General features: G+C 61.0%; 29 protein-coding genes. 10 read left to right on the top strand and 19 right to left on the bottom strand.

All coding sequences use genetic code 11. The features are described from left to right. Positions 1–181: 181 nt before the first annotated feature. The 3 genes from rplS to rimM form a co-directional block, all read right to left on the bottom strand. On the bottom strand, positions 182–733 hold the full coding sequence (gene rplS, locus DDE77_RS06940; protein ID WP_108396728.1) for a 50S ribosomal protein L19: 552 nt from the start codon (positions 731–733) through the stop codon (positions 182–184). Positions 734–922: 189 nt separating this feature from the next. Continuing rightward, a complete protein-coding gene (trmD, locus tag DDE77_RS06935; protein ID WP_108396727.1) occupies positions 923–1,615 on the bottom strand; it encodes a tRNA (guanosine(37)-N1)-methyltransferase TrmD in 693 nt (230 codons plus the stop codon). Next, a complete protein-coding gene (rimM, locus tag DDE77_RS06930; protein ID WP_108396726.1) occupies positions 1,612–2,151 on the bottom strand; it encodes a ribosome maturation factor RimM in 540 nt (179 codons plus the stop codon). Before rimM ends, trmD begins: the two co-directional genes overlap by 4 nt. A 124-nt stretch (positions 2,152–2,275) precedes the next feature. Between rimM and DDE77_RS06925 the strand changes: the two genes are divergently transcribed. Continuing rightward, on the top strand, positions 2,276–2,680 hold the full coding sequence (locus DDE77_RS06925; RefSeq protein ID WP_108396725.1) for a hypothetical protein: 405 nt from the start codon (positions 2,276–2,278) through the stop codon (positions 2,678–2,680). Between the two features lie 93 nt (positions 2,681–2,773). On the opposite strand, the gene DDE77_RS06920 is transcribed toward DDE77_RS06925, so the two are convergent. From DDE77_RS06920 to htpX, 7 genes are all read right to left on the bottom strand, one after another. Beyond that, on the bottom strand, positions 2,774–3,082 hold the full coding sequence (locus tag DDE77_RS06920) for a hypothetical protein (RefSeq protein WP_108396724.1): 309 nt from the start codon (positions 3,080–3,082) through the stop codon (positions 2,774–2,776). 167 nt (positions 3,083–3,249) lie between these two features. Then, entirely contained in the window at positions 3,250–3,663 is a 414-nt protein-coding gene (locus DDE77_RS06915; protein ID WP_245895116.1) for a metallopeptidase family protein, read from the bottom strand. Further along, positions 3,660–5,066, bottom strand: coding sequence for a 3-isopropylmalate dehydratase large subunit (gene leuC, locus DDE77_RS06910; RefSeq protein ID WP_108396722.1), 1,407 nt, complete (start codon positions 5,064–5,066; stop codon positions 3,660–3,662). Before leuC ends, DDE77_RS06915 begins: the two co-directional genes overlap by 4 nt. 107 nt (positions 5,067–5,173) lie before the next feature. Beyond that, positions 5,174–6,757 carry a bifunctional phosphoribosylaminoimidazolecarboxamide formyltransferase/IMP cyclohydrolase gene (gene purH, locus DDE77_RS06905; RefSeq protein WP_108396721.1) on the bottom strand — a complete coding sequence of 528 codons (1,584 nt, stop codon included), beginning with the start codon at positions 6,755–6,757 and terminating at the stop codon, positions 5,174–5,176. A 107-nt stretch (positions 6,758–6,864) separates the two neighbouring features. Then, entirely contained in the window at positions 6,865–8,460 is a 1,596-nt protein-coding gene (locus DDE77_RS06900; protein WP_157959703.1) for a heparinase II/III family protein, read from the bottom strand. Between the two features lie 174 nt (positions 8,461–8,634). Then, a complete protein-coding gene (locus DDE77_RS06895) occupies positions 8,635–9,933 on the bottom strand; it encodes an RsmB/NOP family class I SAM-dependent RNA methyltransferase (RefSeq protein WP_108396719.1) in 1,299 nt (432 codons plus the stop codon). Between the two features lie 8 nt (positions 9,934–9,941). Then, complete coding sequence (gene htpX, locus DDE77_RS06890) at positions 9,942–10,925, bottom strand: zinc metalloprotease HtpX (protein ID WP_108396942.1); 984 nt, start codon at positions 10,923–10,925, stop codon at positions 9,942–9,944. Between the two features lie 79 nt (positions 10,926–11,004). Here htpX and DDE77_RS06885 point away from each other — a divergent pair, with 79 nt between their 5' ends. Further along, positions 11,005–11,220 (top strand): DUF1674 domain-containing protein, encoded by a 216-nt coding sequence (locus tag DDE77_RS06885; RefSeq protein WP_108396718.1) that lies wholly within the window; start codon positions 11,005–11,007, stop codon positions 11,218–11,220. A 232-nt stretch (positions 11,221–11,452) separates the two neighbouring features. On the opposite strand, the gene DDE77_RS06880 is transcribed toward DDE77_RS06885, so the two are convergent. From DDE77_RS06880 to ccmA, 5 genes are read right to left on the bottom strand one after another with little or no spacing between them, the layout of a single operon-like run. Then, complete coding sequence (locus DDE77_RS06880; RefSeq protein WP_108396717.1) at positions 11,453–11,986, bottom strand: DsbE family thiol:disulfide interchange protein; 534 nt, start codon at positions 11,984–11,986, stop codon at positions 11,453–11,455. Continuing rightward, positions 11,986–12,138, bottom strand: coding sequence for a heme exporter protein CcmD (ccmD, locus tag DDE77_RS06875; RefSeq protein WP_245895115.1), 153 nt, complete (start codon positions 12,136–12,138; stop codon positions 11,986–11,988). The genes DDE77_RS06880 and ccmD overlap by 1 nt, the downstream gene beginning before the upstream one ends. After that, the gene (locus tag DDE77_RS06870; protein ID WP_108396716.1) at positions 12,135–12,896 is read right to left on the bottom strand and encodes a heme ABC transporter permease; all 762 of its coding nucleotides are present in this window, start codon (positions 12,894–12,896) and stop codon (positions 12,135–12,137) included. Before DDE77_RS06870 ends, ccmD begins: the two co-directional genes overlap by 4 nt. A gap of 13 nt (positions 12,897–12,909) precedes the next feature. Beyond that, positions 12,910–13,563 (bottom strand): heme exporter protein CcmB, encoded by a 654-nt coding sequence (gene ccmB / locus DDE77_RS06865; protein ID WP_108396715.1) that lies wholly within the window; start codon positions 13,561–13,563, stop codon positions 12,910–12,912. Then, complete coding sequence (gene ccmA, locus DDE77_RS06860; protein WP_108396714.1) at positions 13,560–14,192, bottom strand: heme ABC exporter ATP-binding protein CcmA; 633 nt, start codon at positions 14,190–14,192, stop codon at positions 13,560–13,562. Before ccmA ends, ccmB begins: the two co-directional genes overlap by 4 nt. Positions 14,193–14,359: 167 nt before the next feature. Between ccmA and acnA the strand changes: the two genes are divergently transcribed. The 3 genes from acnA (at position 14,360) to DDE77_RS19860 (ending at position 18,703) form a co-directional block, all read left to right on the top strand. Beyond that, entirely contained in the window at positions 14,360–17,032 is a 2,673-nt protein-coding gene (gene acnA, locus DDE77_RS06855; protein WP_108396940.1) for an aconitate hydratase AcnA, read from the top strand. Positions 17,033–17,298: 266 nt separating this feature from the next. Further along, positions 17,299–18,036, top strand: coding sequence for a DUF1223 domain-containing protein (locus DDE77_RS06850; protein ID WP_108396713.1), 738 nt, complete (start codon positions 17,299–17,301; stop codon positions 18,034–18,036). Positions 18,037–18,355: 319 nt separating this feature from the next. After that, a complete protein-coding gene (locus DDE77_RS19860) occupies positions 18,356–18,703 on the top strand; it encodes a DUF2794 domain-containing protein (protein WP_245895126.1) in 348 nt (115 codons plus the stop codon). 144 nt (positions 18,704–18,847) lie between these two features. Here DDE77_RS19860 and DDE77_RS06840 read toward each other — a convergent pair whose 3' ends face one another. Both DDE77_RS06840 and DDE77_RS06835 read right to left on the bottom strand, forming a co-directional pair. After that, positions 18,848–19,345, bottom strand: a complete 498-nt coding sequence (locus DDE77_RS06840; protein WP_108396939.1) for a GNAT family N-acetyltransferase — start codon at positions 19,343–19,345, stop codon at positions 18,848–18,850. 82 nt (positions 19,346–19,427) lie between these two features. Then, entirely contained in the window at positions 19,428–20,198 is a 771-nt protein-coding gene (locus tag DDE77_RS06835) for a Bax inhibitor-1/YccA family protein (protein WP_108396711.1), read from the bottom strand. A 199-nt stretch (positions 20,199–20,397) separates the two neighbouring features. Between DDE77_RS06835 and thpR the strand changes: the two genes are divergently transcribed. From thpR to DDE77_RS06810, 5 genes are all read left to right on the top strand, one after another. Next, positions 20,398–20,937 carry an RNA 2',3'-cyclic phosphodiesterase gene (gene thpR, locus DDE77_RS06830; protein WP_108396710.1) on the top strand — a complete coding sequence of 180 codons (540 nt, stop codon included), beginning with the start codon at positions 20,398–20,400 and terminating at the stop codon, positions 20,935–20,937. 216 nt (positions 20,938–21,153) lie between these two features. Continuing rightward, positions 21,154–21,675, top strand: coding sequence for an invasion associated locus B family protein (locus DDE77_RS06825; protein WP_157959702.1), 522 nt, complete (start codon positions 21,154–21,156; stop codon positions 21,673–21,675). Positions 21,676–21,763: 88 nt separating this feature from the next. Continuing rightward, the gene (locus DDE77_RS06820) at positions 21,764–22,267 is read left to right on the top strand and encodes an invasion associated locus B family protein (protein WP_108396708.1); all 504 of its coding nucleotides are present in this window, start codon (positions 21,764–21,766) and stop codon (positions 22,265–22,267) included. Positions 22,268–23,185: 918 nt separating this feature from the next. After that, positions 23,186–24,391 (top strand): dual-specificity RNA methyltransferase RlmN, encoded by a 1,206-nt coding sequence (gene rlmN, locus DDE77_RS06815; protein ID WP_108396707.1) that lies wholly within the window; start codon positions 23,186–23,188, stop codon positions 24,389–24,391. Between the two features lie 24 nt (positions 24,392–24,415). Further along, entirely contained in the window at positions 24,416–24,781 is a 366-nt protein-coding gene (locus tag DDE77_RS06810) for an HNH endonuclease family protein (RefSeq protein ID WP_108396938.1), read from the top strand. 2 nt (positions 24,782–24,783) lie between these two features. Here the strand turns inward: DDE77_RS06810 and DDE77_RS06805 are convergent, their stop codons facing one another. Together DDE77_RS06805 and DDE77_RS06800 are read right to left on the bottom strand one after the other, a co-directional pair. Next, positions 24,784–24,942, bottom strand: coding sequence for a YqaE/Pmp3 family membrane protein (locus DDE77_RS06805; RefSeq protein WP_108396706.1), 159 nt, complete (start codon positions 24,940–24,942; stop codon positions 24,784–24,786). A gap of 55 nt (positions 24,943–24,997) precedes the next feature. After that, positions 24,998–25,645: a LysE family translocator gene (locus DDE77_RS06800; RefSeq protein ID WP_108396705.1), complete on the bottom strand. Its 648-nt coding sequence runs from the start codon at positions 25,643–25,645 to the stop codon at positions 24,998–25,000. Positions 25,646–25,738 lie beyond the last annotated feature (93 nt).

Here is a 25,738-nt window from a genome sequence, read left to right as displayed (position 1 = left end):
CTTCTCGGCCTCACGAATTTCGCGGAGGGTTGGGCTACGCCACGCTCGGCGGCTTCTTATTGCCAACGGGGCTCCGGAGGTAAAGCCGAAAACGTCCGAGACATAGTTTCACGTGAATCCCAAACAGCAAAAAGCCCGGCTCCAAGGAACCGGGCTCATGCAATTCACGAAGCGGCAGGGCTTATTCAGCCTTGGGTGCCTCATCGGCAGCGTCAGCCTGCTCGGCGGCGGCGGCAGCTGCTGCGGCTTCCGCGTCCTTGGCGGCCTGCTCAGCGGCGAAAGCCTCTGCCGCAGCGACCTTCTCGGCTTCACGAGCATCGCGGGCAGCCTGGGCTGCCGAACGCTCATTGGCTTCGATCTTCTTGGTACGCGAATTGGTCGATTCGAAAATACGAGCCGACTTACCGCGACGGTCGCGCAGGTAGTAAAGCTTGGCGCGCCGAACCTTGCCGCGCTTGAGAACTTCAACCGAAGCAACGTTTGGCGAATAGAAGGGGAACACACGCTCCACGCCTTCGCCATAGGAGATCTTGCGGACCGTGAAGCTTGCCGTGATGCCGCCGCCATTAAGGGCAATCACCACGCCTTCATAGGCCTGCAGGCGCTCTTTTTCGCCTTCACGGATCTTCACCCAAACCTTGACGGTGTCGCCATGGGTAAAGTCGGGGAGTTCACGGTTGGCCGAAAGGGCAGCTACCTGCTCGGCCTCGAGTTGCTGAATGATATTGGTCATATGCGATTCCGTTCTGAATCTTTTCAATGGAGCGCCTGTTCGGTCCTTGAGGGATCGAGCGCCCGGTCTTGCTTGGTAACGGAGGTTGGTCGTCTTTTTCTTGGTGCGGATTGGGTCCGATCAGCCCAAACCGCTGTAGTGGCGCGGCTATAGGCGAAAAGCACCGGAGAGTCCAGCGTTTTGGCAGTTTTATGACTTGGCCGGCGGCAGGAGGTCTGGTCGGCGGCTGGTAGTTAGCGCCAAGCTTTGCTCCAGACGCCATTTGGCGATACGACGGTGGTCCCCCGATACCAGTATGGGGGGGATCTCCACGCCTTCGAAAACCTGTGGCCGTGTGTATTGCGGATATTCCAGCAAGCCGTTTTCGAAGCTTTCGTCCGCATGGCTCTCAGCACCGCCCAACACGCCCGGGATTACTCGAACCACAGCTTCCAAAAGCACCATGGCCGCCACTTCGCCACCGGCAAGCACGTAGTCGCCAATGGAAATCTCCTCCAGCTGGCGGCCGTCGATCACCCGCTGGTCAACACCTTCAAAGCGTCCGCAAATGATAACGGCTCCAGGCCCAAGCGCCAGTTCGCGAGCCTTTTTCTGTGTCAAAGGCTGGCCGCGCGGAGACATCAAAATGCGCGGCCGCTGGTCGCCAGGCGGGGAAACCGCATCAATGGCGCTGGCCAGAATATCGGGCTTGAGCACCATCCCGGCGCCACCGCCCGAAGGTGTGTCATCCACCGTGCGGTGCCGGTCCTGGGCAAAGTCGCGCAGCTGGATCGCCTCGAGCGACCACAGCTTTTCCGCCATGCCCCGTCCCAGCACCGAGGCGCCGAGCGGCCCTGGAAACAGTTCGGGAAACAGCGTGATGACCGAAGCCGAAAAGCTCAATCGGGCTCTTCCTCGCCCTCGGGCGCATCAAGCGGCACCACGATGGTGAGAAAACCCTCTTGGATGTTGACGTGCGGGACCACGGCCTTGGTGAAGGGATAAAGGAAGGTGTCGCCGCTTTGCGGATCGCGCACTTCGATCAGGTCGCCGGCTCCGAAATTGGGCAGCGCCGTAACCGTGCCCAGCACTACGCCTGTATCGAGCCGCGCCTCGAGCCCGATCAGATCGGCATGGTAGAAATCGTCTTCGTCCTCAGGATCTGGCAATTTGCTGCGTTCCACGTAAAGGTTGACGCCGTTGAGTTGTTCAGCGGCGGTGCGATCTGAAATGCCCTTGATGTGAGCAACGACCACGTTTTTATGCAGGCGAACTTTGTGCAGCGTCACAACCAGCCCGTCCCGGTCCGTCGTCAGCGGTCCGTAGGAGCCGATCGCCTCGGGATCCTGGGTGTGGGTGGCGATCCGGACCTGGCCTTTGATGCCATGTGCGGCGCCGATTGTGCCCAGAAGGATGAGGTTGCTGTCTTTTGTCGTCATGCTCGCTCCGGCTGCTCCGCTTCGCTCTTAGCAGGCCGCAAGCGCCTTGGGAATTGAGCAGGTTTGGAACTGATTGCAGAGCAGGGTGATTGTTCGGGCAAGTCGTTACCCAAGGAGCATCGCCATGGCCAGAATCTTGACCTCACACGAAGAAATCCGCCAATGGGCGAATGCGCGCGGCGGCAATCCGATGCTCCTTACTACGTCGGGCATCCGCGATGAGCCTGTGCTTTTGCAGATCACTTTCGGCCAACATGCCCTTAATGCCGAGCGCAACGAGGGCTCCGATGTTTCGCTTACCGGCGGATGGTCGCTGACGGGGTGGGATGAATGGTTCGAGCAGCTGGAAAAGAATGGCCTGGCGATCAAGGTCAATGATGACGAGCCGGGCAAGCTCAGCAATGACTTCCATTTTGTGCCGCGGGACGGCGACAGCGAAGAGCAGACGACGGATGCTGCGCGTCATCCTGCCAATATCACGATCCAGTCCCCCAACGAGGACGATCGCGCTTCTCCCGACCCCACCTAGAATCTACCTGATCCCTGGGCGGAAAAGAGCGTTAGGAGCCAGCTTCGTGCCGCACACCGGCGGCACTCTGCTGGGCCTCCCAAAAGTGCCGCTTTATTCCTGCTGGGCGGGCAGCGAGTTGAGGCCGCCTTCGTAAAGGCGCATCGTGGCTTCGATGTCCTCGATATGCATGTTCAGGCCCTGCTCGACGGCCTCGAACTGCCGGCGCAGCAAATCGCGGCGGGACAGAAGGTCGAAGCGTTCGCTTTCCAGTTCCTTGACGGCCAGATCGATGCGGTCGCGGTGCGAGGCGAGACGCTGAACCATGGGTGCGGCCTGCTTGGCGGCATCCTGCATGATGGCTTCCATCTGTTCCAGTTCTGGCTGGACGATCTTCAGAGCGGTCTTTGCTCGTGTGGTCATTTGTTCCTCAAATTGCTTGCACTGTTGTTTCGTGGCCCAGCGCCTGAACAACTTGGGGAAACATAGGGTATTTTCTGGTAATGCAGTGCTTTACCGCTTGTTTACCTTAACATCGGCGAGTCCTGGGACCGATTGGAACCTGATCAACACCAAGCAATTGTCGTAAGTTAAGGCTGATCTTCTATGGCTTCCATGTCTTCATCCGAGAAGCCGAAATGATGGCCGATCTCGTGGACAAGTACATGGGTCACGATCTCGCCAAGCGTATTGTCATCATGCTCGGCCCAATAGTCGAGTATGGCCCGGCGATAAAGAAATACGGAGTTGGGAAGCTGCCCGGTTTGGGGCAAAGCGCCGTCCTCGGTCAGGCCCACGCCCACAAAGAGGCCCATGAGCTCGAACGGGCTTTCCATGCCAAAGCCGTCAAGCACGTCGTCTTCGGCAAACTCGGCCACATGGCAGGTTACATCGGCCGCAAGGGACCGGAAGGGCTCTGGCAGTTGCTCAAGAGCTGAAACCGCCAGTGCCTCGATGTCGTCAAGGGTGGGCGCGTAGCGCGCCCGCCAATCATTGTGGCTCACTGCCACTCGCGAATGTCGACGAAGTGGCCGGCAATAGCCGCAGCTGCAGCCATGGCGGGCGAGACCAGATGAGTGCGCCCCTTGAAGCCTTGGCGGCCCTCAAAATTGCGGTTCGAGGTTGAAGCGCAGCGTTCCTGTGGCTTGAGCTTATCCGGGTTCATGGCAAGGCACATGGAGCAACCCGGCTCACGCCATTCAAAGCCTGCATCAAGGAAGATCTTGTGCAGACCTTCGGCCTCGGCCTGATCCTTGACCAGGCCCGACCCTGGCACGACCATGGCGTTAACGCCTGCGGCAACCTTGCGGCCACCGATCACGGCAGCAGCAGCGCGCAGATCCTCGATGCGGCCATTGGTGCAGGAGCCGATAAACACCCGCTCAACCGAGATATCGGTGATCTTGGTGCCGGGCTTGAGCCCCATATAGTCAAGCGCTCGCCATTTGGAGGCACGCTTGGTTTCATCAGGGATGTCGTCCGGGTTTGGCACTTCGCCGGTCACCGAGATCACGTCTTCGGGCGAGGAGCCCCAGGACACGATTGGCGGCAGGTTCGCAGCGTCGAGCACCACTACCTTGTCGAAATGTGCGCCTTCGTCGGAATAAAGCGTCTTCCAATAATCCACCGCCATGTCGAAGGCTTCGCCCTTGGGCGCGCGCGGGCGGTCCTTCACATAGGCAAAGGTTTTCTCATCGGGTGCAATCAGGCCAGCGCGGGCACCGCCCTCGATGGTCATGTTGCAGACCGTCATGCGGCCTTCCATGGAGAGCGAGCGGATCGCCTCGCCGGCAAATTCGATCACGTGGCCATTGCCACCAGCCGTGCCGATTTCGCCGATGATGGCGAGGATGATGTCCTTGGCGGTGACATGGGGCGGCAGCTGGCCATCCACACGCACCAGCATGTTCTTGGCCTTTTGCTGGATCAGCGTTTGCGTCGCCAGCACATGTTCCACTTCCGACGTGCCGATGCCGTGCGCCAGAGCGCCAAAAGCACCATGAGTCGAGGTATGACTGTCGCCACACACGATGGTCATGCCCGGCAGAGTGAAGCCTTGTTCGGGGCCCACGATATGAACAATGCCCTGGCGCTTGTCGAAGGGATCGAAATATTCGACGCCGAAATCCTTGGTGTTCTCGGCCAGAGCGGCGATCTGGATCGCGCTTTCAGGATCGGGATTCGGCAAGGACCGGTCAGTGGTGGGCACGTTGTGATCGACAACAGCCAGGGTGCGCTCGGGGTGGCGCACCTTGCGGTTGTTCATGCGCAAGCCTTCAAAAGCCTGGGGGCTCGTCACTTCGTGCACGAGGTGCCGGTCGATATAAATGAGCGACGTGCCGTCCTCATTGTTCTGAACCAGATGGTCGTCCCAGATCTTGTCGTAAAGCGTGCGGGCCTTGGTCATGTCTATGTTCCGGCGGCTGGAGTTTGGAGCCGTTCTAAGCCGCAAGAGGGCAGGGGGTCAAGTCAAACCGTACTCACGGGTACGGCATTGAACTCGACCCCGATGCCTTAGTGGCGGAAGTGCCGCATGCCTGTCATGACCATGGCAATGCCTGCTGCATCAGCAGCGGCGATGACTTCGTCGTCGCGCATTGAGCCGCCCGGTTGAATCACCGCCGTTGCACCTGCTGCAACAAGGGCTTCCAGGCCGTCGGCAAAGGGGAAGAACGCGTCCGAAGCCACCACCGAACCTTGCGTCAGCGCCTCTGCCAACCCTGCCGCCTCTGCCGCGTCGATCGACTTGCGATGGGCAACGCGCGCCGAATCCACCCGGCTCATCTGCCCGGCGCCGATGCCGGCTGTTGCGCTATCCTTGACGTAGATAATGGCGTTTGACTTGACGTGCTTGGCCACCTTCGCCGCGAGTTTGAGATCGGACAACTCCTGCTCGGTCGGCTGGCGCTTGGTTACGACCTTGAGCTCGCAATCGTCGACATTGCGATTGTCCCGGCCTTGCACCAAGAGGCCCCCGGCCACGGATTTGACCAGCAGGCCTTCAGCCTTGGGATCGGCCAGCCCGCCCGTCAGCAGCAAGCGCAGATTCTTCTTGGCGGCGATGATCTCCTGCGCTTCGGGCGTTGCGGAAGGGGCCACGATCACTTCGGTAAAGACCCTGACGATCTCGATCGCCGTCTCGGCATCGATCTCGCGATTGGTCGCGACGATCCCGCCAAAGGCGGACACAGGGTCGGTGCGCAGCGCCTTGAGATAGGCTGTCTTGAGATCGCCGGCCACAGCAACGCCGCAGGGATTGGCATGCTTGATGATAGCGACAGCAGCGGTCTCGCTCGGGTCGAACTCTGACACCAATTCAAATGCCGCGTCGGTGTCGTTGATGTTGTTGTAGCTGAGTGTCTTGCCCTGCACCTGCTGGGCGGTGGCGACGCCGGGACGATCTTCCCCGGTCTTGTAGAAGGCCGCCCATTGGTGCGGATTCTCGCCATAGCGCATCACTTCGCTCAGCGTGCCGGCAAAGCTGCGATAGCTTACATCGGCAAAATCGATCTCCCGGGCAAACCAGCTTGAAATGGCACTGTCATAGGCGGCCGTGCGGGCATAGGCCTTTGCCGCAAGGCGCTGGCGCAGCTCAAAGGGTATGCCGCCGGCCTTGATGGCGTCCAAGATTGCGGGATAGTCAGCCGGGTCCACCACAACGGTCACATAGGCGTGGTTCTTGGCCGCCGAGCGCACCATGGCGGGGCCGCCAATATCGATGTTCTCGATGATTTCGTCGTATGAAGCGCCCGAGGCGACGGTTTTCTCGAACGGGTAGAGGTTCACCGCGACCAGATCGATGGCGCCGATCTCGTGCTCGTCCATGGACGCGGCATGTTCTGGCTTGTCGCGGACTGCCAGCAAGCCCCCATGCACCTTGGGGTGCAAGGTCTTGACCCGGCCATCCATCATCTCGGGAAAACCGGTGAGGTCTGCAATTTCGCGCACAACGAGTCCGGAATCCTTGATCAGCTTGTGCGTGCCGCCAGTCGAAACAAGTTCAACGCCTGCTTGGGAAAGGCCTTTGGCGAATTCGGCCATGCCCGTTTTATCGAATACGGAAAGCAGTGCGCGCCCGACCTTGACCGTCTTGCTCATTGGATATGTCCCGCCTGGTGAATGTTCGGGCTCGCTACCATGAACTCACCCAAACGCCAATGCACTTGCCGTCTCGTAACCTCATGGCAAGGGCCGAGGCGCCCCGATCACTGTTCCAGGGTAAAAATCCAGGCGATTTCGCGGTCAGCTGCGACTTCGGTTTCCAGAACCAATTGGCGCGTTTTGTGAAAGCCGAGATAGGCCGATTGCCGCACGCTTTCTTCCTCGTGGCACTCGGCGCCTTCCCATAAAAAGCTCCAGACCTGCCCATTTGGCAGGACAAGGCGCACCATATCCTCGTTGTTGTTGCGGCGCACCAGGACGCCGGGCGCCAGATGGAAGCGTGCCGCCAGAACGCCCGAGGGCGTCCCCTTGCCCATCATCCGGTCCTGCCCCACCAAAGTTGTGCCCCCTGACAGAAGAGTCACGCGGCGCTCGAGCTCAACCCCAAATCGCTTGCCATAGCCCGCGCTGGTCATGCTGATCAGATGATCGCCCGCATCGAGCTGCACCTGCGGATTACCCGTTCCGGGCAGGTCTTCATCGTTGATGGTCGGCCCCGAATGAGCAATCCCCTGCCGAAACAAGGCCTTGCTTGCCGGTAGATCGGACGGAGCCGGCCCGCAAGAGCCAAAGATAAGCTCGCTGCCATGGGAAAATTCGATCGCGAGGGCACTGGCGTGGCGTTCGCCATCGAGGCCGGCCGGCGGTAGCAGGCCGGTATCGGCAATCACCACTGCGTCACCATTGCGTAAGATGCCATAGCCACCAAGCAGGCTTGAGCGCCGCTTGCGATTGGGTCCATTGCTTTGGATGGCTATCAGCACGTCATGAGGCAAATGGCCGGTGCCGTTGAAAAAAGCCGGCTCGCCACTCGACAGCGTCAGCGCATCGAGGCTTTCATGCATGCGGTCGATCTGCGCGCCCAGCTCGTTGGCCGCCTCCGACTTGATGGACCCCGCCACGCGTCGCACGCTCACCAGTTCCACCAGCAGCTGCAACTGCAGCTTGCTGTTGCGAGACAGGTGCAGCCCATTCTCGTCGAGTTGGTTGGCCAGCAGCCGATTGAGCTGCTCGACCTTGCCCGGTAGGTCGCTTTTCTCGCCTTGCTCGAAATATTCCGCCGCCAGAACGGCGATTGCGGCAAACAAGCTATCGGCCGGCTCGCTGGCCAGCAGGCCGCGGAGCTTGAGGCTTTGCACCTGCGTGCCGATCACCCGCTGGATGGTCTTGGCTTGTTCGGGCGTTGCGCCTTCCAAAAGGAGCGGCAGATGGCGCAGCCAATTGAGCACGCGCTGCGCCGTCAGCTGAACCGTCCAGCTATCCTTGCGCCATTTTCCGTCGCGGCCGATCCAATCGAGCACCAGCGTGCGGGCAAAGCGCCGCTCGCCCATATCCGTCACATCGCGGAAATGGCGCAGCCAGGAAAAGCTATGAAGATTGTGCCACCAGTCCAGATGCTCGATCTCGACGGCAAAGGGCGAGGTGCCACCGGTCTCCACCAGCTTGCTCGCCAGCAGATAGCGGCCCGACATCATGTCGCGCACGGCATCGCGGTCAGCGGGTCGAAAATCGGCGAGCTCCCCGGCAAAAGCGTCGTCGGCAAGGCTCCGCCAGGTCCAACGCGCGATCGGCAGGGTGATAAGCCCATCGGCCAGCCGGCTGCCGGTGCGGCGTACGCCGTGGCTGATGCGGTTCAACATGGCGCCAGCCTTGCCGCGCGTCCAAGACGGGCGTGCGTTCCTGATTGCTTGCTTTTCAACGCCACATACCTTTGCTGGCCCGCCTTCTCCCGAAAGGCGCCGAATCGGCACTTTAGTCTGGACCGTCCCAAAGCTCTCGGTGAAAAAGCGATTTCCACCCATTCGCATCAATCCCTATTGGCGCCGGAACCGCGCGACGAAAAAGCCGTCCATGCCGCCCTCGCGCCCGCCTGGCATCATGGCTGGGTGGGTGCGCACCAGCCCTTGAGCTGAAACCGCTTGCTCCATCCCCGGCAATTCGGCGGGCGCAACAGGCCAGAGCCCAAGCCCCGGCAAGCTTTCCAGCGCCCATTGCACCTGCTCTTCACCCTCTGCCGGCTCAAGCGAGCAGACGCAATAGATCAAGACGCCTCCCGGCTCCAGGCAGCGATAAGCATTGGTAAGCAGCGCCCGCTGCAGGCGCACCCGACCCGCCACATCGCCCACCGAGCGGTGCCAGATCACTTCGGGGTGGCGGCGGAAGGTGCCCGTTGCCGAACACGGCGCGTCCAGCAGCACGCCATCATAGAGCGAATTGGGAGCAAAGGTCCCGGCATCGCCGATGATGATTTCTGCGGAATAGTTGAGCCGCTCCAAATTACCTTTGAGGCGTTCAACGCGCTTGGGATCGCTGTCCAGCGCCGTCACAAGATGCCCCGCCTTGATCAGCTGCGCCGTCTTGCCACCAGGCGCGGCACACAAATCCAGCACGCGCTTGCCGCTTTCAAGCCCTATGAGCCGCGCGGGAATGGCTGACGCCGCATCCTGCACCCACCAGCGCCCTTCGCTGTAACCCGGCAAGGCTTCCACCGGCCGATCGCGCTGGTCGATGCGCACTGTATCAGCCATGACCCTTTCGGCACCGAGCTGATCGATCAGCTCCGAATCATCATCCTTGAGCGTCAGATCGAGCGGCGCACCCTGGAGCAGAGCCGTGGAAAAACCGCCAATGGCTTCTTCGCCATAAGCCTCAAGCCAAGTGTCGCCAAAGGTATCGGGGATCAGCAGGTCATCGCTCAACATGCCGAACTTGGCCGAATTGGCCTGTGCATTGCGCAAGACGGCGTTCATCAGTCCGCTCAAATGGCGCGCTTTGGGATCGCGCTTGACCGCTTCCACCGCAAGGAACAGCGCCGAGTGCGCGCCCAGATCAGGCAGAAACACCAGCTGCGCGAGCGACAGCCGAAGCACGGCTTCAAACGTGCCTGATTTGCCCGGCATGCCCTTATCGAGCAGCGCGTGGATAATGAAGTTGAGCTGCCCCTGCCGCCGCAGCGCCGTGGTGATCAGCCGGTTGGCCAGGGCACGGTCGCGCCCGTCGGGCAAATCGCTCGTTGTCAGGGGCGAGAAGTTTTCGCCCGCCAAAACGGAGCGGAGCCGCTGTGCAGCAACAAGGCGGAGCTTGAGCCCCGCCGGATCAGGTTTATGCGCCAATCTTGTTTTTATCCCCAGGGACCGCGTTGTCCGCCGTCCTCGTCGGCTCGTCCGACGGTCGGCACGCGCCAGCCGCCGCCATTGTTCCGACCGCTTGTGGCGGGGGCAGGGCGGGGCCGAGGCCGTGCGCCCTTATCGTTCACCTGCATCGATGCTGCAAGCTGGCGCAGCGCCATGATGCGATTGCCCGTGTCTGGGTGGGTCGAAAAGAGGTTGTCCATCCGCTGACCGGACAGGGGATTGATGATGTACATATGCGCCATGGCCGGGTTGCGCTCGGCGGCGATATTGACCTCCCGGCCCGCGAGCTGGGCAATCTTCTGCAGTGCCGAGGCCAGTGCCAGCGGATCGCCGGAAATTTCGGCGCCATCCTTGTCGGCCTCGTATTCGCGCGTGCGGCTCACTGCCATCTGCACCACCATGGCCGCAACGGGCGCCAGGAACACCATCAGAAGCGCACCGATGCCACCCAGCGGATTGTCGCGATTATTGCCACCGCCAAAAAACAGGCCAAACTGCGCCAGCGCCGAAATTGCACCCGCAAAGGTCGCGGTAATGGTCATGATCAGCGTGTCACGCGAGCGGATATGAGCCAGCTCGTGGGCCACCACAGCCGCGACCTCGCGCGTATCGAGATAGCGCAGGAGGCCCGTGGACACAGCCACCGCCGCGTTCTGCGGATTGCGGCCCGTGGCAAAGGCATTGGGCTGGTCGGACTGGATCACGTAAACGGCTGGGGTCGGAATCCCCGCCTTGCGCGAGAGAATATCAACCATCTCGTAAAGCTCGGGCACCCTGGATCGCTCCACCGGCACGGCGTTCTGCATGCGCAGCACCAGCTTGTCGGAGTTCCAGTAGCTGAAGAGGTTGGTGAGCAGGGCAAAGCCAAACGCCAGCATCATGCCGGACGTGCCGCCGATGAAATAGCCAACCACCATGAACAGCGCCGTCAGCGCTGCCAGCAGAACAGTGGTGCGAAGGGCATTGAACATGGTTGGGTCCTTGGGTTCGCGCTCCTGAGCAATTATGTTGTGATCCCAAGGGTTCCATGCAAGCGGCATGAGTGAACCAATGTGGAGCGATCCCGTGAGCGATGAACCGGATATTGAACAGCCCCGTCCGCCCCTGAGCGAAGCAGCCCGGCGCGCCCTCGCTGAAGCCGAAGCGCGCCGTCGCGAGATCGACGGCAAAACCGCCTCCGCACCCAGGGAAGAAGGTGGACGAGGCGGTCTCGAGCCCGTTCGCTATGGCGATTGGGAGATCAAGGGGCTGACGAGCGATTTCTAGGGAGCGAGTAGACCTCATCCTGAGGTCGTGCCGCCATCTCGCCACGCCCTCGTGGTTCGACAGGCTCACCATGAGGGCTGATGTCAGCCTCGTGCCGTCTCTTTATCCAATGTTCCACCGATCAGGTCCGGGAAGCGGGCTGCGGATGGATTGAGTCCTGAACTAGCCCGCAAGATCGAGTAGCCCTCATGGTGAGCCCGTCGAACCACGAGGGCGTGCCACCCAGGCCGCTTCAGCCCCGCGCCCTTTCGATCGCCGGCAACAACTCCCCCTCCATCGCCTCCGGGGTCAGCGGTCCCACATGCTTGAAGGTGATTACCCCTTGGGCATCCACGACGAACGTTTCGGGGACCCCATAAACCCCCCAGTCGATCGACACCCGCCGGTCACGATCGGCGCCCACCGCATCATAGGGATTGCCCAGCTCCGCCAGAAAGGCGCGCGCGTTTTCTGGGGCATCGGCCTGGTTGATGCCGAACAGCCGCACGCCCGTGCTTTGCTTGAGGTCCACCAAAAGCGGATGCTCGTCACGGCAGGGGACGCACCAGCTGGCAAATACATTGACTACCGTCACCTCGCCCTGGAGCGCCGCGCCGTCAAAGCCCGGCACACCAAGCTCGGGAATCTCGAGCAGGGCGGTAGCCGGCGCCGGCTTGTCGATCAGCACCGAGCGCACAAGGCTTGGATTGCGGTCGATCGAAAAGGCAAACACAGCCACAAGGGCCAGGAGGGCGATCAGCGGCAACCCGAAAAGAAGGTAGCGCATCAGCGTGCCGGCCGTTGCGCTTCAAGCGCTGCCAGCTTCCGAGCTGTTCGGCGGCCATCATACAGGATCCAGCCGATGAGCCCGAAAATAGCCAGCAGCACGCCAAGATAAGCCCAGACGATGAAGGCGGCATGGGGTCCAAGATCGATCATGCCGGCTGTCCCTGCGCAACACGGCGCTGCAAGGTGGCAATGCGCCGCCGCTTGATTTCGGTATGCATGGCCTTGAGCTGCAAAACAACAAACAAAAATGTAAACGCTGCAAACATGACCATCAGCGGCGTCAGGATCGACGGGGGCATACGCGGGCCATCGGCACGGAACACGCTGGCGGGTTGATGCAGCGTTGACCACCAATCAACCGAGAACTTGATGATAGGAATATTGATCGCCCCAACCAGGGTGAACACCGCGACGATGCGCGCAGCGCGCAATTGATCATCAAAGGCGCGCCAAAGGGCAATGATGCCGAGATAAATGAAGAGCAGCACCAGGGTAGACGTCATGCGCCCGTCCCATTCCCAGAACGTGCCCCAAGTCGGCCGTCCCCAAAGGGCGCCGGTAAACAGGGCCAGCGCGGTGAAAAGGGCGCCAAGCGGGGCTGCCGCCTTCATGGACACATCGGCCATGGGATGGCGCCAGACAAGCGTGCCCAGTGCCGACACGGCCATGGTGCCGTACACGAACTGCGACAGCCAGGCATTGGGCACATGGACATACATGATGCGCACCGTGTCGCCCATCTGGTAATCCTGGGGCGAGTTGAACAGGGCAAACCACAGCCCCACCAGAAACAGTGCGACAGTGATGGCGGTCAGTGGCCACAGCAGGGGCTGGGTCCAGCGGACAAACTGCCCAGGATGGGCGATCCGGTTCCACCAGCTTTGCTTTGGCGCAGTATCAATGCTCATGAGTGCTAGGGCCTTAATCTTCAGCCGAACTTATCGCAAGCGCGGCGGCAAAGGGAGCCAAAGCCAGGGCCATGAGGCTCAATGCCGCAAGAAACAGCATGGCGGCCTGTGCCTGCTGGCCCGTAATGGCGCCCACGCCAAAGATCAGCACCGGAATGGACAGGGGCGCAATCAAAATCGGCGCGATCAACCCTCCCCGCCGGATCGACACCGTTACGGCCGCGCCAACGGCGCCAAAGGCCGCCAGCGCTGGCGTGCCCAGCAGAAGCGAAAGGATCGAGCGCCAAAAGGCCTCGCCGTCCATCGCCAGCAGCATGGCTAGAATAGGAGAGGCGATGATCAGGGGCAGGGCAGACACCAGCCAATGGGCTGCAATCTTTGCCGCTACGGTAAGGCTGAACGGCAGGGCGGCATGGCGCAGCAGGATCAGCGATCCGTCCTCATAATCGGGCCGAAACAGCCGCTCGAGCCCTAGCAGCATGGCGAGAAAGGCCGCGATCCAGACAATGCCCGGCGCGATCCGCGCCAATAGTGCCTGATCGGGCCCGATTGCGAAGGGCACAATGGCACCCACGATCACGAAAAACAGCACCAGCGTCAAAACATCCCCGCCCCCACGTAGCGCGAGGCGCAATTCATGCGTAAGCATCCGCACAAAGGCGTTCACGAGACTGCCCCAAGCTGCAGGGTCTGCACCTGTTCGGCCTTGGATAGGCTGATCGGGTCATGGGTCGCGGCAACAACCATGCCGCCCATGGCAAGATGCGTGTCGATCAGCTGCCCAACAAGCGCGTGGCCATCCACATCCAGCGCAGCGGTCGGCTCATCCAGTAGCCAAAGCGGGCGCAGGCTCACCAGAAGGCGGGCAAGCGCCAGCCGGCGCGTCTGGCCAGCCGAGAGAAACCCTGCATCCAGATCGCCTAAGTGCCCCAGGCCAACACGAGCCAGGGCGGCTTGGCTCGAAACACCATTTGCCCCGTTCATTGTGCGCCAGAAATCGAGATTCTCGCATACCGACAGGCGGGGCTTTATCGCATTGCGATGGCCGCAATAATGGATCAGCGGCATATCCTCATCCGCCCCATCAATTCCGAAGGAGCCGCTTAATGGCCGGATAATTCTCGCCAGCGTCAGCAGCAGCGTGGATTTTCCTGCGCCATTGGCGCCTCGCAGCAAGAGGCATTGGCCCGATGGGACGCTGAACACAAGGTCTTGGCTCAGCGCCATGCCCCCGCGCCCGCAGGACAGGCCTTCGGCACGCAGGGTGAGCGGGGGAAAGACTTGCCGTCCGGTCATGACCCCTTCTCGTATTGAACGAAAGGTCGGGCTGGCAAGCCCCATACTTGTTCTCTATAACCCCTTCTAGATTGGATTCATTCCAGGGTGGGCAGCCTTGCTGGAATGGCTTTGGCCTTTTGCTAGCCGCGCGCCTGCCCCAAAACATAACAACAGGGCGGAACACCATGAGTTCGGTAAACAGCTTCAACGCGAAATCGACCCTGACGGTCGGCGGCAAGACCTATACCTATTATTCCATCGCCGAAGCCGAAAAGAACGGCCTCGCCGGCGTGTCGAGCTTGCCCCATTCCATGAAGGTGGTTCTGGAAAACCTGCTGCGCTTCGAGGACAACCGCACGGTGCGCCGCGAGGATATCCTTGCAATTGCCGAATGGCTCAAGACGCGCACCTCCGAATACGAGATTTCCTACCGTCCCGCGCGCGTTCTGATGCAGGATTTCACCGGCGTTCCGGCCGTGGTGGACCTTGCCGCCATGCGCGACGCCACAGCCAAGCTCGGCGCCAATCCGCAAAAGATCAATCCGCTGGTGCCTGTGGATCTGGTGATCGACCACTCCGTGATGGTCGACAGCTTCGGCACGCCCTTCGCCTTTGAGCAGAACGTGGAGCTCGAATACGAGCGCAATGGCGAGCGCTACGAATTCCTGCGCTGGGGTCAGTCGGCGTTCGACAATTTCCGCGTCGTGCCCCCCGGCACCGGCATCTGCCACCAGGTGAACCTTGAATACCTTGCCCAGACTGTCTGGACCAAGGAAGAGAACGGCGAGATCGTCGCCTATCCCGATACGCTGGTTGGCACCGACTCGCACACCACCATGGTCAACGGCATGGCCGTGCTGGGCTGGGGCGTCGGTGGCATCGAGGCCGAGGCAGCGATGCTCGGCCAGCCCATCACCATGCTGATCCCCGAAGTCGTTGGCTTCAAGATGACCGGCCGTATCAACGAAGGCGTCACCGCGACCGACCTTGTGCTGACCGTTACCGAGATGCTGCGCAAGAAGGGCGTGGTCGGCAAGTTCGTCGAATTCTACGGCCCCGGCCTTGATTACCTCAGCCTTGAGGACCAGGCGACCATCGGCAACATGGCGCCTGAATATGGTGCTACCTGCGGCTATTTCCCCGTGGATGCCGATACGCTTAAATACCTCACCACCTCCGGCCGTGATCCGGAACGCGTGGCGCTGGTTGAAGCCTATAGCAAGGCCCAGGGCATGTTCCGCGATACCGATTCGCCCGATCCGGTCTTCACTTCCACGCTCGAGCTCGACCTGTCCACCGTCGTGCCATCCATATCCGGTCCCAAGCGCCCGCAGGATCGAATCACCCTGGCCAACGCCAAGGAAGCCTTCGCTGCAGCCCTGCCCAAGGAATTCGGCAAGACCGACGATCCGGCGATTCCGGTCGAAGGCAAGGATTTCTCCCTTGGCCATGGCGACGTCGTGATCGCGGCCATCACCTCGTGCACCAACACCTCCAATCCTTCGGTTCTCGTGGCCGCAGGTCTTGTGGCCCGCAAGGCGCGTGAGCTGGGCCTTAACAGCAAGCCATGGGTCAAGACCTCGCTCGCCCCCGGCTCGCAGGTGGTGACCGACTATTTGACCTCCGCTGGCCTGCAGGACGATCTCGATGCGTTGGGCTTCAACCTCGTCGGCTATGGCTGCACCACCTGCATCGGCAATTCGGGTCCGCTTCCGGCCGAAATCAGCAAGGCCGTACAGACTGGGGACCTTGTTGCCGCCTCGGTCCTGTCGGGTAACCGCAACTTCGAAGGCCGCGTCAATTCGGATGTGAAGGCAAACTTCCTTGCCTCCCCGCCGCTGGTCGTCGCCTATGCCCTGGCCGGTTCGATGAAGATCGACATCACCACCGAGCCGCTCGGCACGTCCAAGGACGGCAAGCCGGTTTACCTCAAGGACATCTGGCCCTCCAACCACGAGATCGCCGAGATCGTGCGCCAGCATGTCACCAAGGAAATGTTCCAGGGCCGCTATTCCGACGTCTTCAAGGGCGACGAAAACTGGCAGGCCATCCAGATCGAGGGTGGTGAAACCTATGCCTGGAACTCGTCCTCCACCTATGTGCAGAACCCGCCCTATTTCGAAGGCATGTCGATGGAGCCCAAGCCCATCACCAATGTCCAGGGTGCCAAGGTCCTTGCGCTGTTCCTTGACTCCATCACGACCGACCACATCTCCCCGGCCGGCTCGTTCAAGGCTTCCACGCCTGCCGGCAAATATCTCGAGGACCGTCAGGTAGCCCCGCGTGACTTCAACTCCTATGGTGCCCGTCGCGGCAACCATGAGGTGATGATGCGCGGCACCTTCGCCAATATCCGCATCAAGAACCAGATGCTGCCAGGCGTTGAAGGCGGCTTCACCAAGGGTCCCGATGGCTCGCAGATGCCGATCTATGACGCGGCAATGGCCTATCAGAGCCAGAACACGCCACTGGTGATCTTTGCCGGCAAGGAATACGGCACGGGCTCCTCGCGTGACTGGGCAGCCAAGGGCACGAATTTGCTTGGCGTGCGCGCTGTGATCGCTCAGAGCTTCGAGCGCATCCACCGCTCCAACCTTGTGGGCATGGGCGTTATCCCGCTCCAGTTCAAGGACGGCGAGAGCTGGCAGTCCTTGGGGCTCGATGGCACCGAAACCGTGGACATTGAAGGCGTGACGGAAATCACCCCACGCGCCATGGTGACGGTCAAGATCACCCGTGCCGACGGCTCCGTGCTCAATGTCGAAACCCGTTGCCGCATCGATACCGCCAACGAGCTCGATTACTACAAGAACGGTGGCATCCTGCATTACGTGCTGCGCAGCCTCGTCGCCGCGTAAGCAAGACTTACCCAAAAGCGATTACCCCGGCCCTCGGCCGGGGTTTTCTTTTGGCAAGATGCTGGTGGTGCGCCTCGTCCTCGGCACAGGGTGGGCGAGGGGTGCTGAGCGCAGAGCATAATCTGCATAGGCCGTGCACTGATGCCTAAATCACCATTGCACAAGCCGCATTGACGGCTGAAGGGCAAGGGCCACCTCGGCAATTTTCAGACTCTCACCCTCTTTTGACTAGCGGGCCGTGATCCCAGCGGCTTACAACTCTGCTCATGACGAAAAGCCCATTTCTTCGCATGGCCCTTGGCCTGGTTGCGCTCGGCTTGCTGGCAGCTCCCGCCGGTGCCGAGAGCATGCGTGCCCGCCCCAAGGCCGTGGTTGAACTCTTTACCAGCCAGGGCTGCTCGTCCTGCCCGCCCGCCGACGCATTGCTGACCGGGCTGGCCGAGGACCAGGACGTGATCGCCTTGGCCTACCATGTTGATTACTGGGACTATGTGGGCTGGAAGGATACTTTCGCCCATGCCGAATTTTCCGACCGGCAACGCGCCTATGCTGAAAGCTGGGGTTCCTCGCGCATCTATACGCCACAAATGGTGGTGAACGGCCAGAAGGGTGTTGTCGGCTCACGTCGCAATGATGTTCATCGTGCCATCGACGGCGCAGCCCTGCCGCTCCCGGTGGACATCTCGCGCCACGACAAGATGCTCAAGATCGCCATCCCCCCCAGGGCTGGCTTGGCCGATGCCGTGGTCTGGCTCGTCACCTATCTTGATCGTTCCGAGATCGCGATCGACAAGGGCGAAAACGCTGGAAAAACCATGGTCTATACTCAGGTCGTTACGGGTCGGCAGGTTCTGGGCATGTGGGAAAGCGGCAGCGGGGCGAGCCTAAAGCTTCCCATCCCCGAAGTGCTTGCCGAAACCAGCACGGGGATCGCGGTTCTGGTGCAGCAGGAGCAGGATGGACTGCCCGGTCCCATATTGGGCGCCGCGGCCTTCGAGCCTTAAGCCAAAAGAAATCCCGTTCATGAGGGGCATGAACGGGATCTAGTTGGAATGGTCAACTCTGGAGCAGTGCCGACGCCCGGGCCGACAGATTGGGGCTCAAATGGCCCGGGCGTCAGTTACTGGAGGCAAGGGTCATCCTCCAAGGCCATTCTGGCGCGTTGAGGGTGGGAATGTGTCCGAAAAGGGGTATTTGGCCCCTTTAGCCCCGCCCACTTGCTTCCTCCGGCGAAAGCCGCAATCATGCCCATTGCTTAAACAACAGGAGGCTGGGGGACCGGTGCAAGGCCCTAACCCGAAGCACAAGGCTATCAGCCTGGAACTGGTCCATACCAGCGAAGACCGGCCGCAGCCCGCTTCCAGCAAAATTCCGGCCCAGGTGGCGTTTGATCGTCGCGAACTGGCGCTGATCCTCAATGTTTACGGCCGCAAAGTCGCCTCGGGCGACTGGCGCGACTATGCCATGGACTTTCTAAAGGACCGCGCTGTCTTCTCGGTTTATGCCCGCGTATCGGAGCGGCCCCTGTTCATCATCGAAAAATCTCCGCGCCTGCGGAACCGGCAGGGGCAATATTCGGTCACCAATCAACAGGGCCGGATCCTCAAGCGCGGCCACGACCTCAGCCTTGTCCTGCGCGTGCTGGACCCTGATCTGGTTGTGGTCCAGTAGGTTAGGCCTGCCGATCTCACGACTTCCCTCATCGCAGTAGACCTTGTGGTGAGCCTGTCAAACCACGAGGTGGTGGCTCAATGATGCCACGACCTCCCCTTTCGACAGGCTCGGGATGAGGCTACCGGGATCTCAGGCACTCGCCTAAAGCTCCATTTGCAGATGCACGATGTCGTGCCAGCGGTCGAACTTGAACCCCACAGCTTCATAGCGCCCCACATGGCGGAACCCGAACTTCTCGTGGATCGCAATGGAATTCGCCGTATCGGCCGTGATCACCGCAATCATCTGCCGGAACCCGAAGGCACGCGACTGCACCAGCAATTCTGTTAGCAGCGCCTTGCCGATCCCGCGCCCTTTCACGTCAGGCCGCAGATAGATCGAATCCTCGCAAGTGAACCGATATGCCGCCCGCGGGCGGTAGAACGAGGCATAGGCATAGCCCACCGTCTCGCCCCCACTTTCCGCCACGATCAGCGGGTGACCGAGGGTCAGCAGATGAGCATATTTTTCCGCAATGGCGGATTCGCTGGGCACCTCCGTATCAAAGGTGATCGCGGTATTCTCCACATAGTGCTTGTAGATGGCAGCAATGGCGGGCACGTCGCCCCACTGGAACTGGCGAAGGGTGTAGTCGGACACGTGGAAGCGCTCGGCAAAAGAAAAGGACCGCAGCTGTTTTAAGCTGCGGTCCCGTTTATCGTCCAACCAAATCGTCGGCTGCTTATTCGCGATTGCCGAACAGACGCAGCAGCATCATGAACAGGTTGATGAAGTCGAGGTAAAGGCTCAGCGCGCCCATGATGGCACCCTTGGCCAGAACGTCGGCACCAAAGGTCTCGGAATAGCCTTCCTTGATCTTCTGGGTGTCATAGGCGGTCAGGCCCACAAAGATCAGCACGCCAACCGCAGAGATGACGAATTCCATCATCGAGGACTGCATGAAGATGTTGACGATGGAGGCGATGATCAGGCCGATCAGGCCCATGAACAGGAAGCTGCCCATCTGGGTCAGGTCACGCTTGGTGGTATAGCCGTAAAGGCTCATGGCACCAAAGGTCGCGGCGGTGATAAAGAACACCTTGGCGATGGAAGCGTCGGTATAAACCAGGAAGATCGAGCTCAGCGACACGCCCATGATGGCCGAGAAGGCCCAGAATGTTGCCTGGGCGGCGCCAACGGAAAGCTTGTTGATGCCAAAGCTCAAGACCATCACGAAGGCGAGGGGAGCCAGCATCACGACCCATTGCAGTGGGCTTGCATAGAGCAGTGCGCCCCACTGGGTCACATATTGGCCATTGGCCAACTGGCCCACGGCGGCGTCTGGATTGGTGGTGATGGCAGCAGCCGCGGCGAACCAGGCGGCAAGGCCGGTCACAACAAGACCAATACCCATGTAGTTGTAAACGCGCAGCATGTAGCTGCGTAGACCCTCGTCGATGGCCAAGGCCGAGCCGGCCCGCGCTCCGAGGGTCTGACGGTCATATTCAGCCATAGTCGGTTTCCTTTCCCAATAAAGAGCGGTCTTTGATACCGCCGGTGGGCCTTAGATTGCCACTTAGCGAACAATATGGATAGCAGCCTGGCGCTTTACAAGACGTTTCAGCGCCTTGCGACGATTCGACTGGCCGGCCCACCCTCTTGTGCTAGGCTCCCGGACGAATCGTCACCCGAACCAGCAAAGAGGAGGGCCTATGCCCCGGCTCTTTACCGGCCTTGAAATCCCGGCCGCAATCGGGTTCTCGCTTTCGCTCAAGCGCGGCGGCCTGCCCGATGCCCGCTGGATCGATCCCGAAAACTACCACATCACCCTTCGGTTCATCGGCGATGTGGATCGCCAAATGGCCGACGAAGTGGCCGATACGCTGGACCGGCTTGCCAATTCCCTAGCCTTCACCGTCCGGCTCACCCATCTGGGTGCCTTTGGCGGTGACAAGCCGCGCGCCCTTTATGCCGGTGTCGAGCCAAACGAGCATCTCCTGCGCCTCCAAAGCGCGCAGGAGCGGGTGCTGCAGCGACTTGGCCTTCCCGCTGAGGGGCGTAAATTCGTGCCCCATGTAACCCTGGCGCGCCTGCGGGCCGGAAACCCGGTCGAAGTGGCGCGCTTCATCGCTGAAGCGGGGCGCTTTGAACCGCTGAGCTTTCCGGTGGGGCGGTTTGTGCTTTATTCCAGCCGTGACTCGGTGGGCGGTGGACCCTATGTGGTGGAGCAAAGCTATCCGCTCGCCTCCTGAACGCTCACGCAAGTGTTAGCCCATTGTTAACGCTATGGGCGCAAACCCCGGCCCAGCAGCTGCCCCGTGTCAAATTCCCGCCGCGATTGACTCGCTATTGAAACAAATCATGTTGGACGCGGCGGCGTTTGACGTCTTGGTAACCATGTTCAGGGCAAAGTCAGCGGGCAGCTTCCCTGGGTCTGGAACCTTCATAAAAAGAGGATGATTTTGGCGATGACGACAAAAACCGGTGGCCTTGTGTTTGGGCTCGCGGTCGGCGCGATCATGGCTCTGTCCCCTGCCGCTCAAGCACAGCAGGCGACCGAGCTCGGCACCTTCAATGCCTGGACCGCGTGGCAGGCCACAGATGCGAGCGGCGTTATCTGCTACGTGTCGGCAACGCCCAGCAAGAGCGAGCCGGCCGGCGCCAATCGCGATCCGATCCACTTCATGATCATTCATCGCAAGGGAATGGGCACCAAGAACGAAGTGCAGACTATTATCGGCTATCCCTACAACACCAGCGACGCCAAGGCGAGCGCCACCATTGATGGCAAGAGCTATCCCATGGTGACCGAAGGCTCCGCCGGCTGGCTCGCATCCACCGGCGATGAAGCCGGGTTCGTCCAGGCCTTCAAGGCCGGCAGCAATCTGGTGGTGCGCGGCACCAGCCAGCGCGGCACCAATACGGTTGATACCTATTCGCTGTCTGGCGCGACGGCTGCCGTCAACGCGATCGACGCTGCCTGCAAGTAAATGTTTTGCGCTTGCCCCTCGTGGGTGATCCGCCATAACTGGGCGATGGGCCATGCGGTCCTTCGCCCATTGCTTTTCGTGAGGCCCCATGAGCAAGTCTGCCCTCCTGATCGCCCTTCTTGCGGTCGCGACCCTCACCACCACGGCCAGCGCGCAACAGGTGCGATTGCTGAATGAAAGCCGTGCCTGGTCCAGCTATGGCGCCAATGACGCCAGTGGCAAGGTGTGCTTCGCCATGAGCAAGCCGCAAAGCGTTTCCCCCACGCCTGACGGGTACACGCAGGCCTATCTTTATATCACCAACCGCCCGGCGGAAAACGTCGCGAGCGAATTCAACCTCGTTGCCGGCTTTACTTTCCAGCCCGACAGCGTGGCAACGGTCAGCGTGGGCAATCAAAGCTTCAACCTCTTTACCCAGAACGACGCCGCCTGGCTCGATGACGCCGCCCAATCAGCGGCCCTGGCCAGTGCCATCCGCGCCGGCTCGTCTCTGACCGTGGAAGGCACCACGGCCGCGGGCATCAAGGTCACCCAGACTTATTCTCTCGCCGGCGCCACGGCAGCGCAGCAGTCGATCGAAGGGGATTGCTGAGGGCGACTGGCGCTGGTCTAGTCGGGTCTGCCCACCTCCCGGCACGAAGTTTCCAAAGGCTTCATGGTAAGCCTGTCGAACCACGAAGCCGCGCGAGTGGATCCCTTCCGTGCCCCGGCCTCCTGGTTCGACACGCGCACCATGGGGGCTACTGCGTAGACCTGAGCCGTCACTCGCCCATCGTCACCCTCGGGCTTGACCCGAGGGCTCTATACTTAACAATTGCTCCGCAAGTGCAGTGTCCTCGGGTTAAGCTCGAGGATGACGACCGGGGAAGTGGCACCATCCCACCCCACCCACAATGTCACCCCGGGCTCGACCCGGGGCCCATCTCGAGATACCACTCCCAGCCGCAAGGTGGTTCAGACGGTGTCACCTTCACCCACCCAACCACCTCAGGATGGATCCCGGGTCGAGCCCGGGATGACACCGAGGCTGTGGCTGATCCGGTGAACTGATGTTCCTCCACCTCCAGGGGGAGGCTAGGTGGGGTCCTCTCCCCACGCACAGCATAAGATATCCCCCTTCTCCCCCTACCATCCGCCTTGCGCTAATCTCCCCCCACTGCCTTCACGAACCAGCGGGTCGCGCGAACCGGCTTGTGAAGGGGCAGATGGGGCGGGGATGTCGCGATCCCCGTAGGACGGCGGAAGTGATCGTGGGGGCTATTGACGCCCTTCGTCCAGAGTCTCGCCGGGATCAGCCTAAAATCCCATCTGATGTGGCGAGGCTTTGTCTCACTACACTATCTACCTCCGAGGCAGGGCCTCGCCACATCAACGCTGTTGATCACCGCACCCGAGGCGGCGCTTCGGCACGTCCTTTTTTGGACACCGCCCTGTGACTTTGCGTGCACGCTCCCCATATGCTATGGGCTGCGGCACTCCCCGATTTCCCTGTTCTTGAAGCCAGAGCCCCATGAGCATTGCGCTGAACCTTGACCATTCGACTGCCGTCCGGCCTGCTGTTGCGAGCCGGCCCTCGCTGATCGGGCTCAGCAAAGCGCAGATCGCCTCTGCGCTGGTCGACGCCGGCATCACCACGGACCGGGAATCGCGCATGCGCGCCAACCAGCTGTGGAATTGGCTTTATGTGAACGGCACCACCGATTTCGACCGCATGACCAATGTGGCCAAGCCAGTGCGCCAGAAATTGGCTGACACCTTTATCCTTGATCGGCCCGAGATCGTGTCCGAACAGGTTTCGAGTGACGGCACCCGCAAATGGCTGTTCCGCTTCCGCGACCCGGCCAATCCGCTTTACCCGCCTGTCGAGGTCGAGACCGTCTATATCCCCGAGCAGGATCGCGGCACGCTTTGCGTTTCCTCGCAGGTGGGCTGCACGCTGACCTGTTCGTTCTGCCACACCGGCACCCAAAAGCTCGTTCGCAACCTGACTGCCGGTGAAATCCTGGGCCAGGTGCTGATGGCGCGCGAACGGCTGGGCGACTTCCCAGGCGGCCAGCGCCCCGATGATGGTGGCCTTGTTCCTTCAGGCGATACCCGCGCCATCACCAATATCGTGATGATGGGCATGGGCGAGCCGCTTTATAACTACGAGAACGTCAAGCAGGCGCTGCTGATTGCCTCAGCCGGCGACGGCATGTCGTTATCCAAGCGCCGCATTACCCTTTCGACTTCGGGCGTGGTGCCCTTCATTGAGCCGACCGGGCGCGAGATCGACGTGATGCTCGCCATTTCGCTGCACGCCACCAACAATGATCTGCGCGATGTTCTTGTGCCGATAAACAAGAAGTGGCCGATCGAGGAGCTGCTCGACGCTTGCCGCAACTATCCCGGCCTCAGCAATGCCCGCCGCATCACCTTTGAATATGTGATGCTTGATGGCATCAACGACAGCGACGCCGAGGCGCGCGAACTGGTGCGGCTGCTGGCCGGCATTCCGGCCAAGATCAACCTTATTCCGTTTAACCCGTGGCCAGGTTCCAACTACGGCACCTCGCCATCCTCGCGGATCGAGCGCTTCGCTGACATCGTCAACAAGGCCGGCTATGCCAGCCCCGTGCGCACGCCGCGCGGTCGCGACATCTTCGCCGCCTGCGGTCAGCTCAAGAGCGAATCGGAGCGCTTGAGCAAAAAGGACCGCGAGGCATTGGCGGGCTAGTTGGCGCGACCTTCGCTCAAGCGCATTGAGGCCGCAATTACGGCAGCTGAAAGCGCGGCTGCCCGCCGTGCGCCAATCATTTGCCCTCTGTGCGGCCGGCCTATTCCGCCGCAAGCCAAATCGAGCCGCCACCATTTGACACCGCGCCTCAAGGGCGGCACCCATATGGGGACGGTGCGCTTGCACCAGATCTGCCACAGCGCCATCCATGCGCGGTTCAGCGAGACCGAACTGGCCAAGCGCCTCGATGACATCGAGTCGCTTCGCGCCGATCCGGAGCTCGCCGCCTTTATCGAATGGGTTGGCGACAAGCCCCCAAGCTTCCATGCCCCAACCCGCATGACGCGGGACCGGCGCGAAGCTAAGGCGAGCAAGAACCGCTGGGTCTAGCCTTATTTGCGCAGGATCACCCAGATCGCGTGGATCAGGCCGGGGAAATAGCCGAGCAGGGTCAGCAGAATATTGAGCCAGAAATGCAGACCAATACCGACCTGGAGGAACACGCCCACAGGCGGAATGATGACCGACAGGATGATGCGCAGGATGTCCACGGTGTGCCCCTCTGCTTTATGCTGGGATGAAACACGCCGGGGCGGCGAATTGTTCCTATTTGCGCCCTTCCGCCAGAAGGATGGTCACTGCGAAAGCCATGAATACCGCCGCAAAGCTCCAGTTCAGTGCGCGTGACACCCATTCCTTCTCCCGCAATGTCGTGGTGAGCCATTCGGCTGCGAGCACTACGCCCACAACCACGGGAAGCGAAACAAGCACGAATTCGGCGCCCAGGAACAGGAGCTTGGCGGAAGCAGCGGGATCACTGGCCGAAACAAACTGGGGCAGAAAGGTCACGAAAAACAGCGCCACCTTGGGATTGGTGAGATTGATCCCCAACCCCGTCATGAAGCTTTGCCCCAGGCTCGGCAGCCCAGCCGATTGCCGCCCCACCAGCAGCCCGCCACCCGAGCGAATAGCCTGCACGGCAAGCCAGACAAGATACAGCGCGCCCACGATCTTGAGGACCCAGAACGCCGCTGGCGCCGCCACGATCAAAACGGAAACGCCAAAGGCCACCAGCGTTGTGTGCACCGCGATGCCCGTAACGGCACCCATCACTGTTGCAAAGCCGTGCCCGCGGCCAAAGCTCATGGTGCGCGATACAAACAGCGCCATGTCCGGTCCCGGCGTTACCGCCAGAACGAAAGCCGCGACGGCAAAGGCCAGCAGCACAGGAAGGTCGGGAACAAAGGCTGGCATGGTCGGGGTCCAAAGAATCTGATGGCCAACAATTGCACGCAAGCCCACACCTGAATAGGGTGCGCCCGATTTCCGCCCGCGGCGCGGGTGTTC

Origin of the sequence: Devosia submarina, assembly GCF_003056345.1 — a bacterium.
In the GTDB taxonomy this organism is placed as follows: Bacteria; Pseudomonadota; Alphaproteobacteria; order Rhizobiales; family Devosiaceae; genus Devosia; species Devosia submarina.
The sequence above is the reverse complement of the archived record's forward strand: the minus strand, read 5'-3'. Positions and strand labels throughout refer to the sequence as shown.

What these genes read in the sequence shown, in the direction of transcription:
- DDE77_RS06850 (WP_108396713.1), top strand. Translation starts at nt 17,299, where the DNA reads ATGACGAAAAGCCCATTTCTTCGCATGGCCCTTGGCCTGGTTGCGCTC.
- DDE77_RS06925 (WP_108396725.1), top strand. Translation starts at nt 2,276, where the DNA reads ATGGCCAGAATCTTGACCTCACACGAAGAAATCCGCCAATGGGCGAAT.
- ccmA (WP_108396714.1), bottom strand. Translation starts at nt 14,192, where the DNA reads ATGACCGGACGGCAAGTCTTTCCCCCGCTCACCCTGCGTGCCGAAGGC.
- DDE77_RS06800 (WP_108396705.1), bottom strand. Translation starts at nt 25,645, where the DNA reads ATGCCAGCCTTTGTTCCCGACCTTCCTGTGCTGCTGGCCTTTGCCGTC.
- DDE77_RS06835 (WP_108396711.1), bottom strand. Translation starts at nt 20,198, where the DNA reads ATGGCTGAATATGACCGTCAGACCCTCGGAGCGCGGGCCGGCTCGGCC.
- leuC (WP_108396722.1), bottom strand. Translation starts at nt 5,066, where the DNA reads ATGACCAAGGCCCGCACGCTTTACGACAAGATCTGGGACGACCATCTG.
- DDE77_RS06880 (WP_108396717.1), bottom strand. Translation starts at nt 11,986, where the DNA reads ATGCGCTACCTTCTTTTCGGGTTGCCGCTGATCGCCCTCCTGGCCCTT.
- thpR (WP_108396710.1), top strand. Translation starts at nt 20,398, where the DNA reads ATGCCCCGGCTCTTTACCGGCCTTGAAATCCCGGCCGCAATCGGGTTC.
- rimM (WP_108396726.1), bottom strand. Translation starts at nt 2,151, where the DNA reads ATGACGACAAAAGACAGCAACCTCATCCTTCTGGGCACAATCGGCGCC.
- ccmD (WP_245895115.1), bottom strand. Translation starts at nt 12,138, where the DNA reads ATGATCGATCTTGGACCCCATGCCGCCTTCATCGTCTGGGCTTATCTT.
- purH (WP_108396721.1), bottom strand. Translation starts at nt 6,757, where the DNA reads ATGAGCAAGACGGTCAAGGTCGGGCGCGCACTGCTTTCCGTATTCGAT.
- rplS (WP_108396728.1), bottom strand. Translation starts at nt 733, where the DNA reads ATGACCAATATCATTCAGCAACTCGAGGCCGAGCAGGTAGCTGCCCTT.
- DDE77_RS06820 (WP_108396708.1), top strand. Translation starts at nt 21,764, where the DNA reads ATGAGCAAGTCTGCCCTCCTGATCGCCCTTCTTGCGGTCGCGACCCTC.
- DDE77_RS06885 (WP_108396718.1), top strand. Translation starts at nt 11,005, where the DNA reads ATGTGGAGCGATCCCGTGAGCGATGAACCGGATATTGAACAGCCCCGT.
- DDE77_RS06920 (WP_108396724.1), bottom strand. Translation starts at nt 3,082, where the DNA reads ATGACCACACGAGCAAAGACCGCTCTGAAGATCGTCCAGCCAGAACTG.
- DDE77_RS06825 (WP_157959702.1), top strand. Translation starts at nt 21,154, where the DNA reads ATGACGACAAAAACCGGTGGCCTTGTGTTTGGGCTCGCGGTCGGCGCG.
- acnA (WP_108396940.1), top strand. Translation starts at nt 14,360, where the DNA reads ATGAGTTCGGTAAACAGCTTCAACGCGAAATCGACCCTGACGGTCGGC.
- rlmN (WP_108396707.1), top strand. Translation starts at nt 23,186, where the DNA reads ATGAGCATTGCGCTGAACCTTGACCATTCGACTGCCGTCCGGCCTGCT.
- DDE77_RS06900 (WP_157959703.1), bottom strand. Translation starts at nt 8,460, where the DNA reads ATGTTGAACCGCATCAGCCACGGCGTACGCCGCACCGGCAGCCGGCTG.
- htpX (WP_108396942.1), bottom strand. Translation starts at nt 10,925, where the DNA reads ATGTTCAATGCCCTTCGCACCACTGTTCTGCTGGCAGCGCTGACGGCG.
- DDE77_RS06870 (WP_108396716.1), bottom strand. Translation starts at nt 12,896, where the DNA reads ATGAGCATTGATACTGCGCCAAAGCAAAGCTGGTGGAACCGGATCGCC.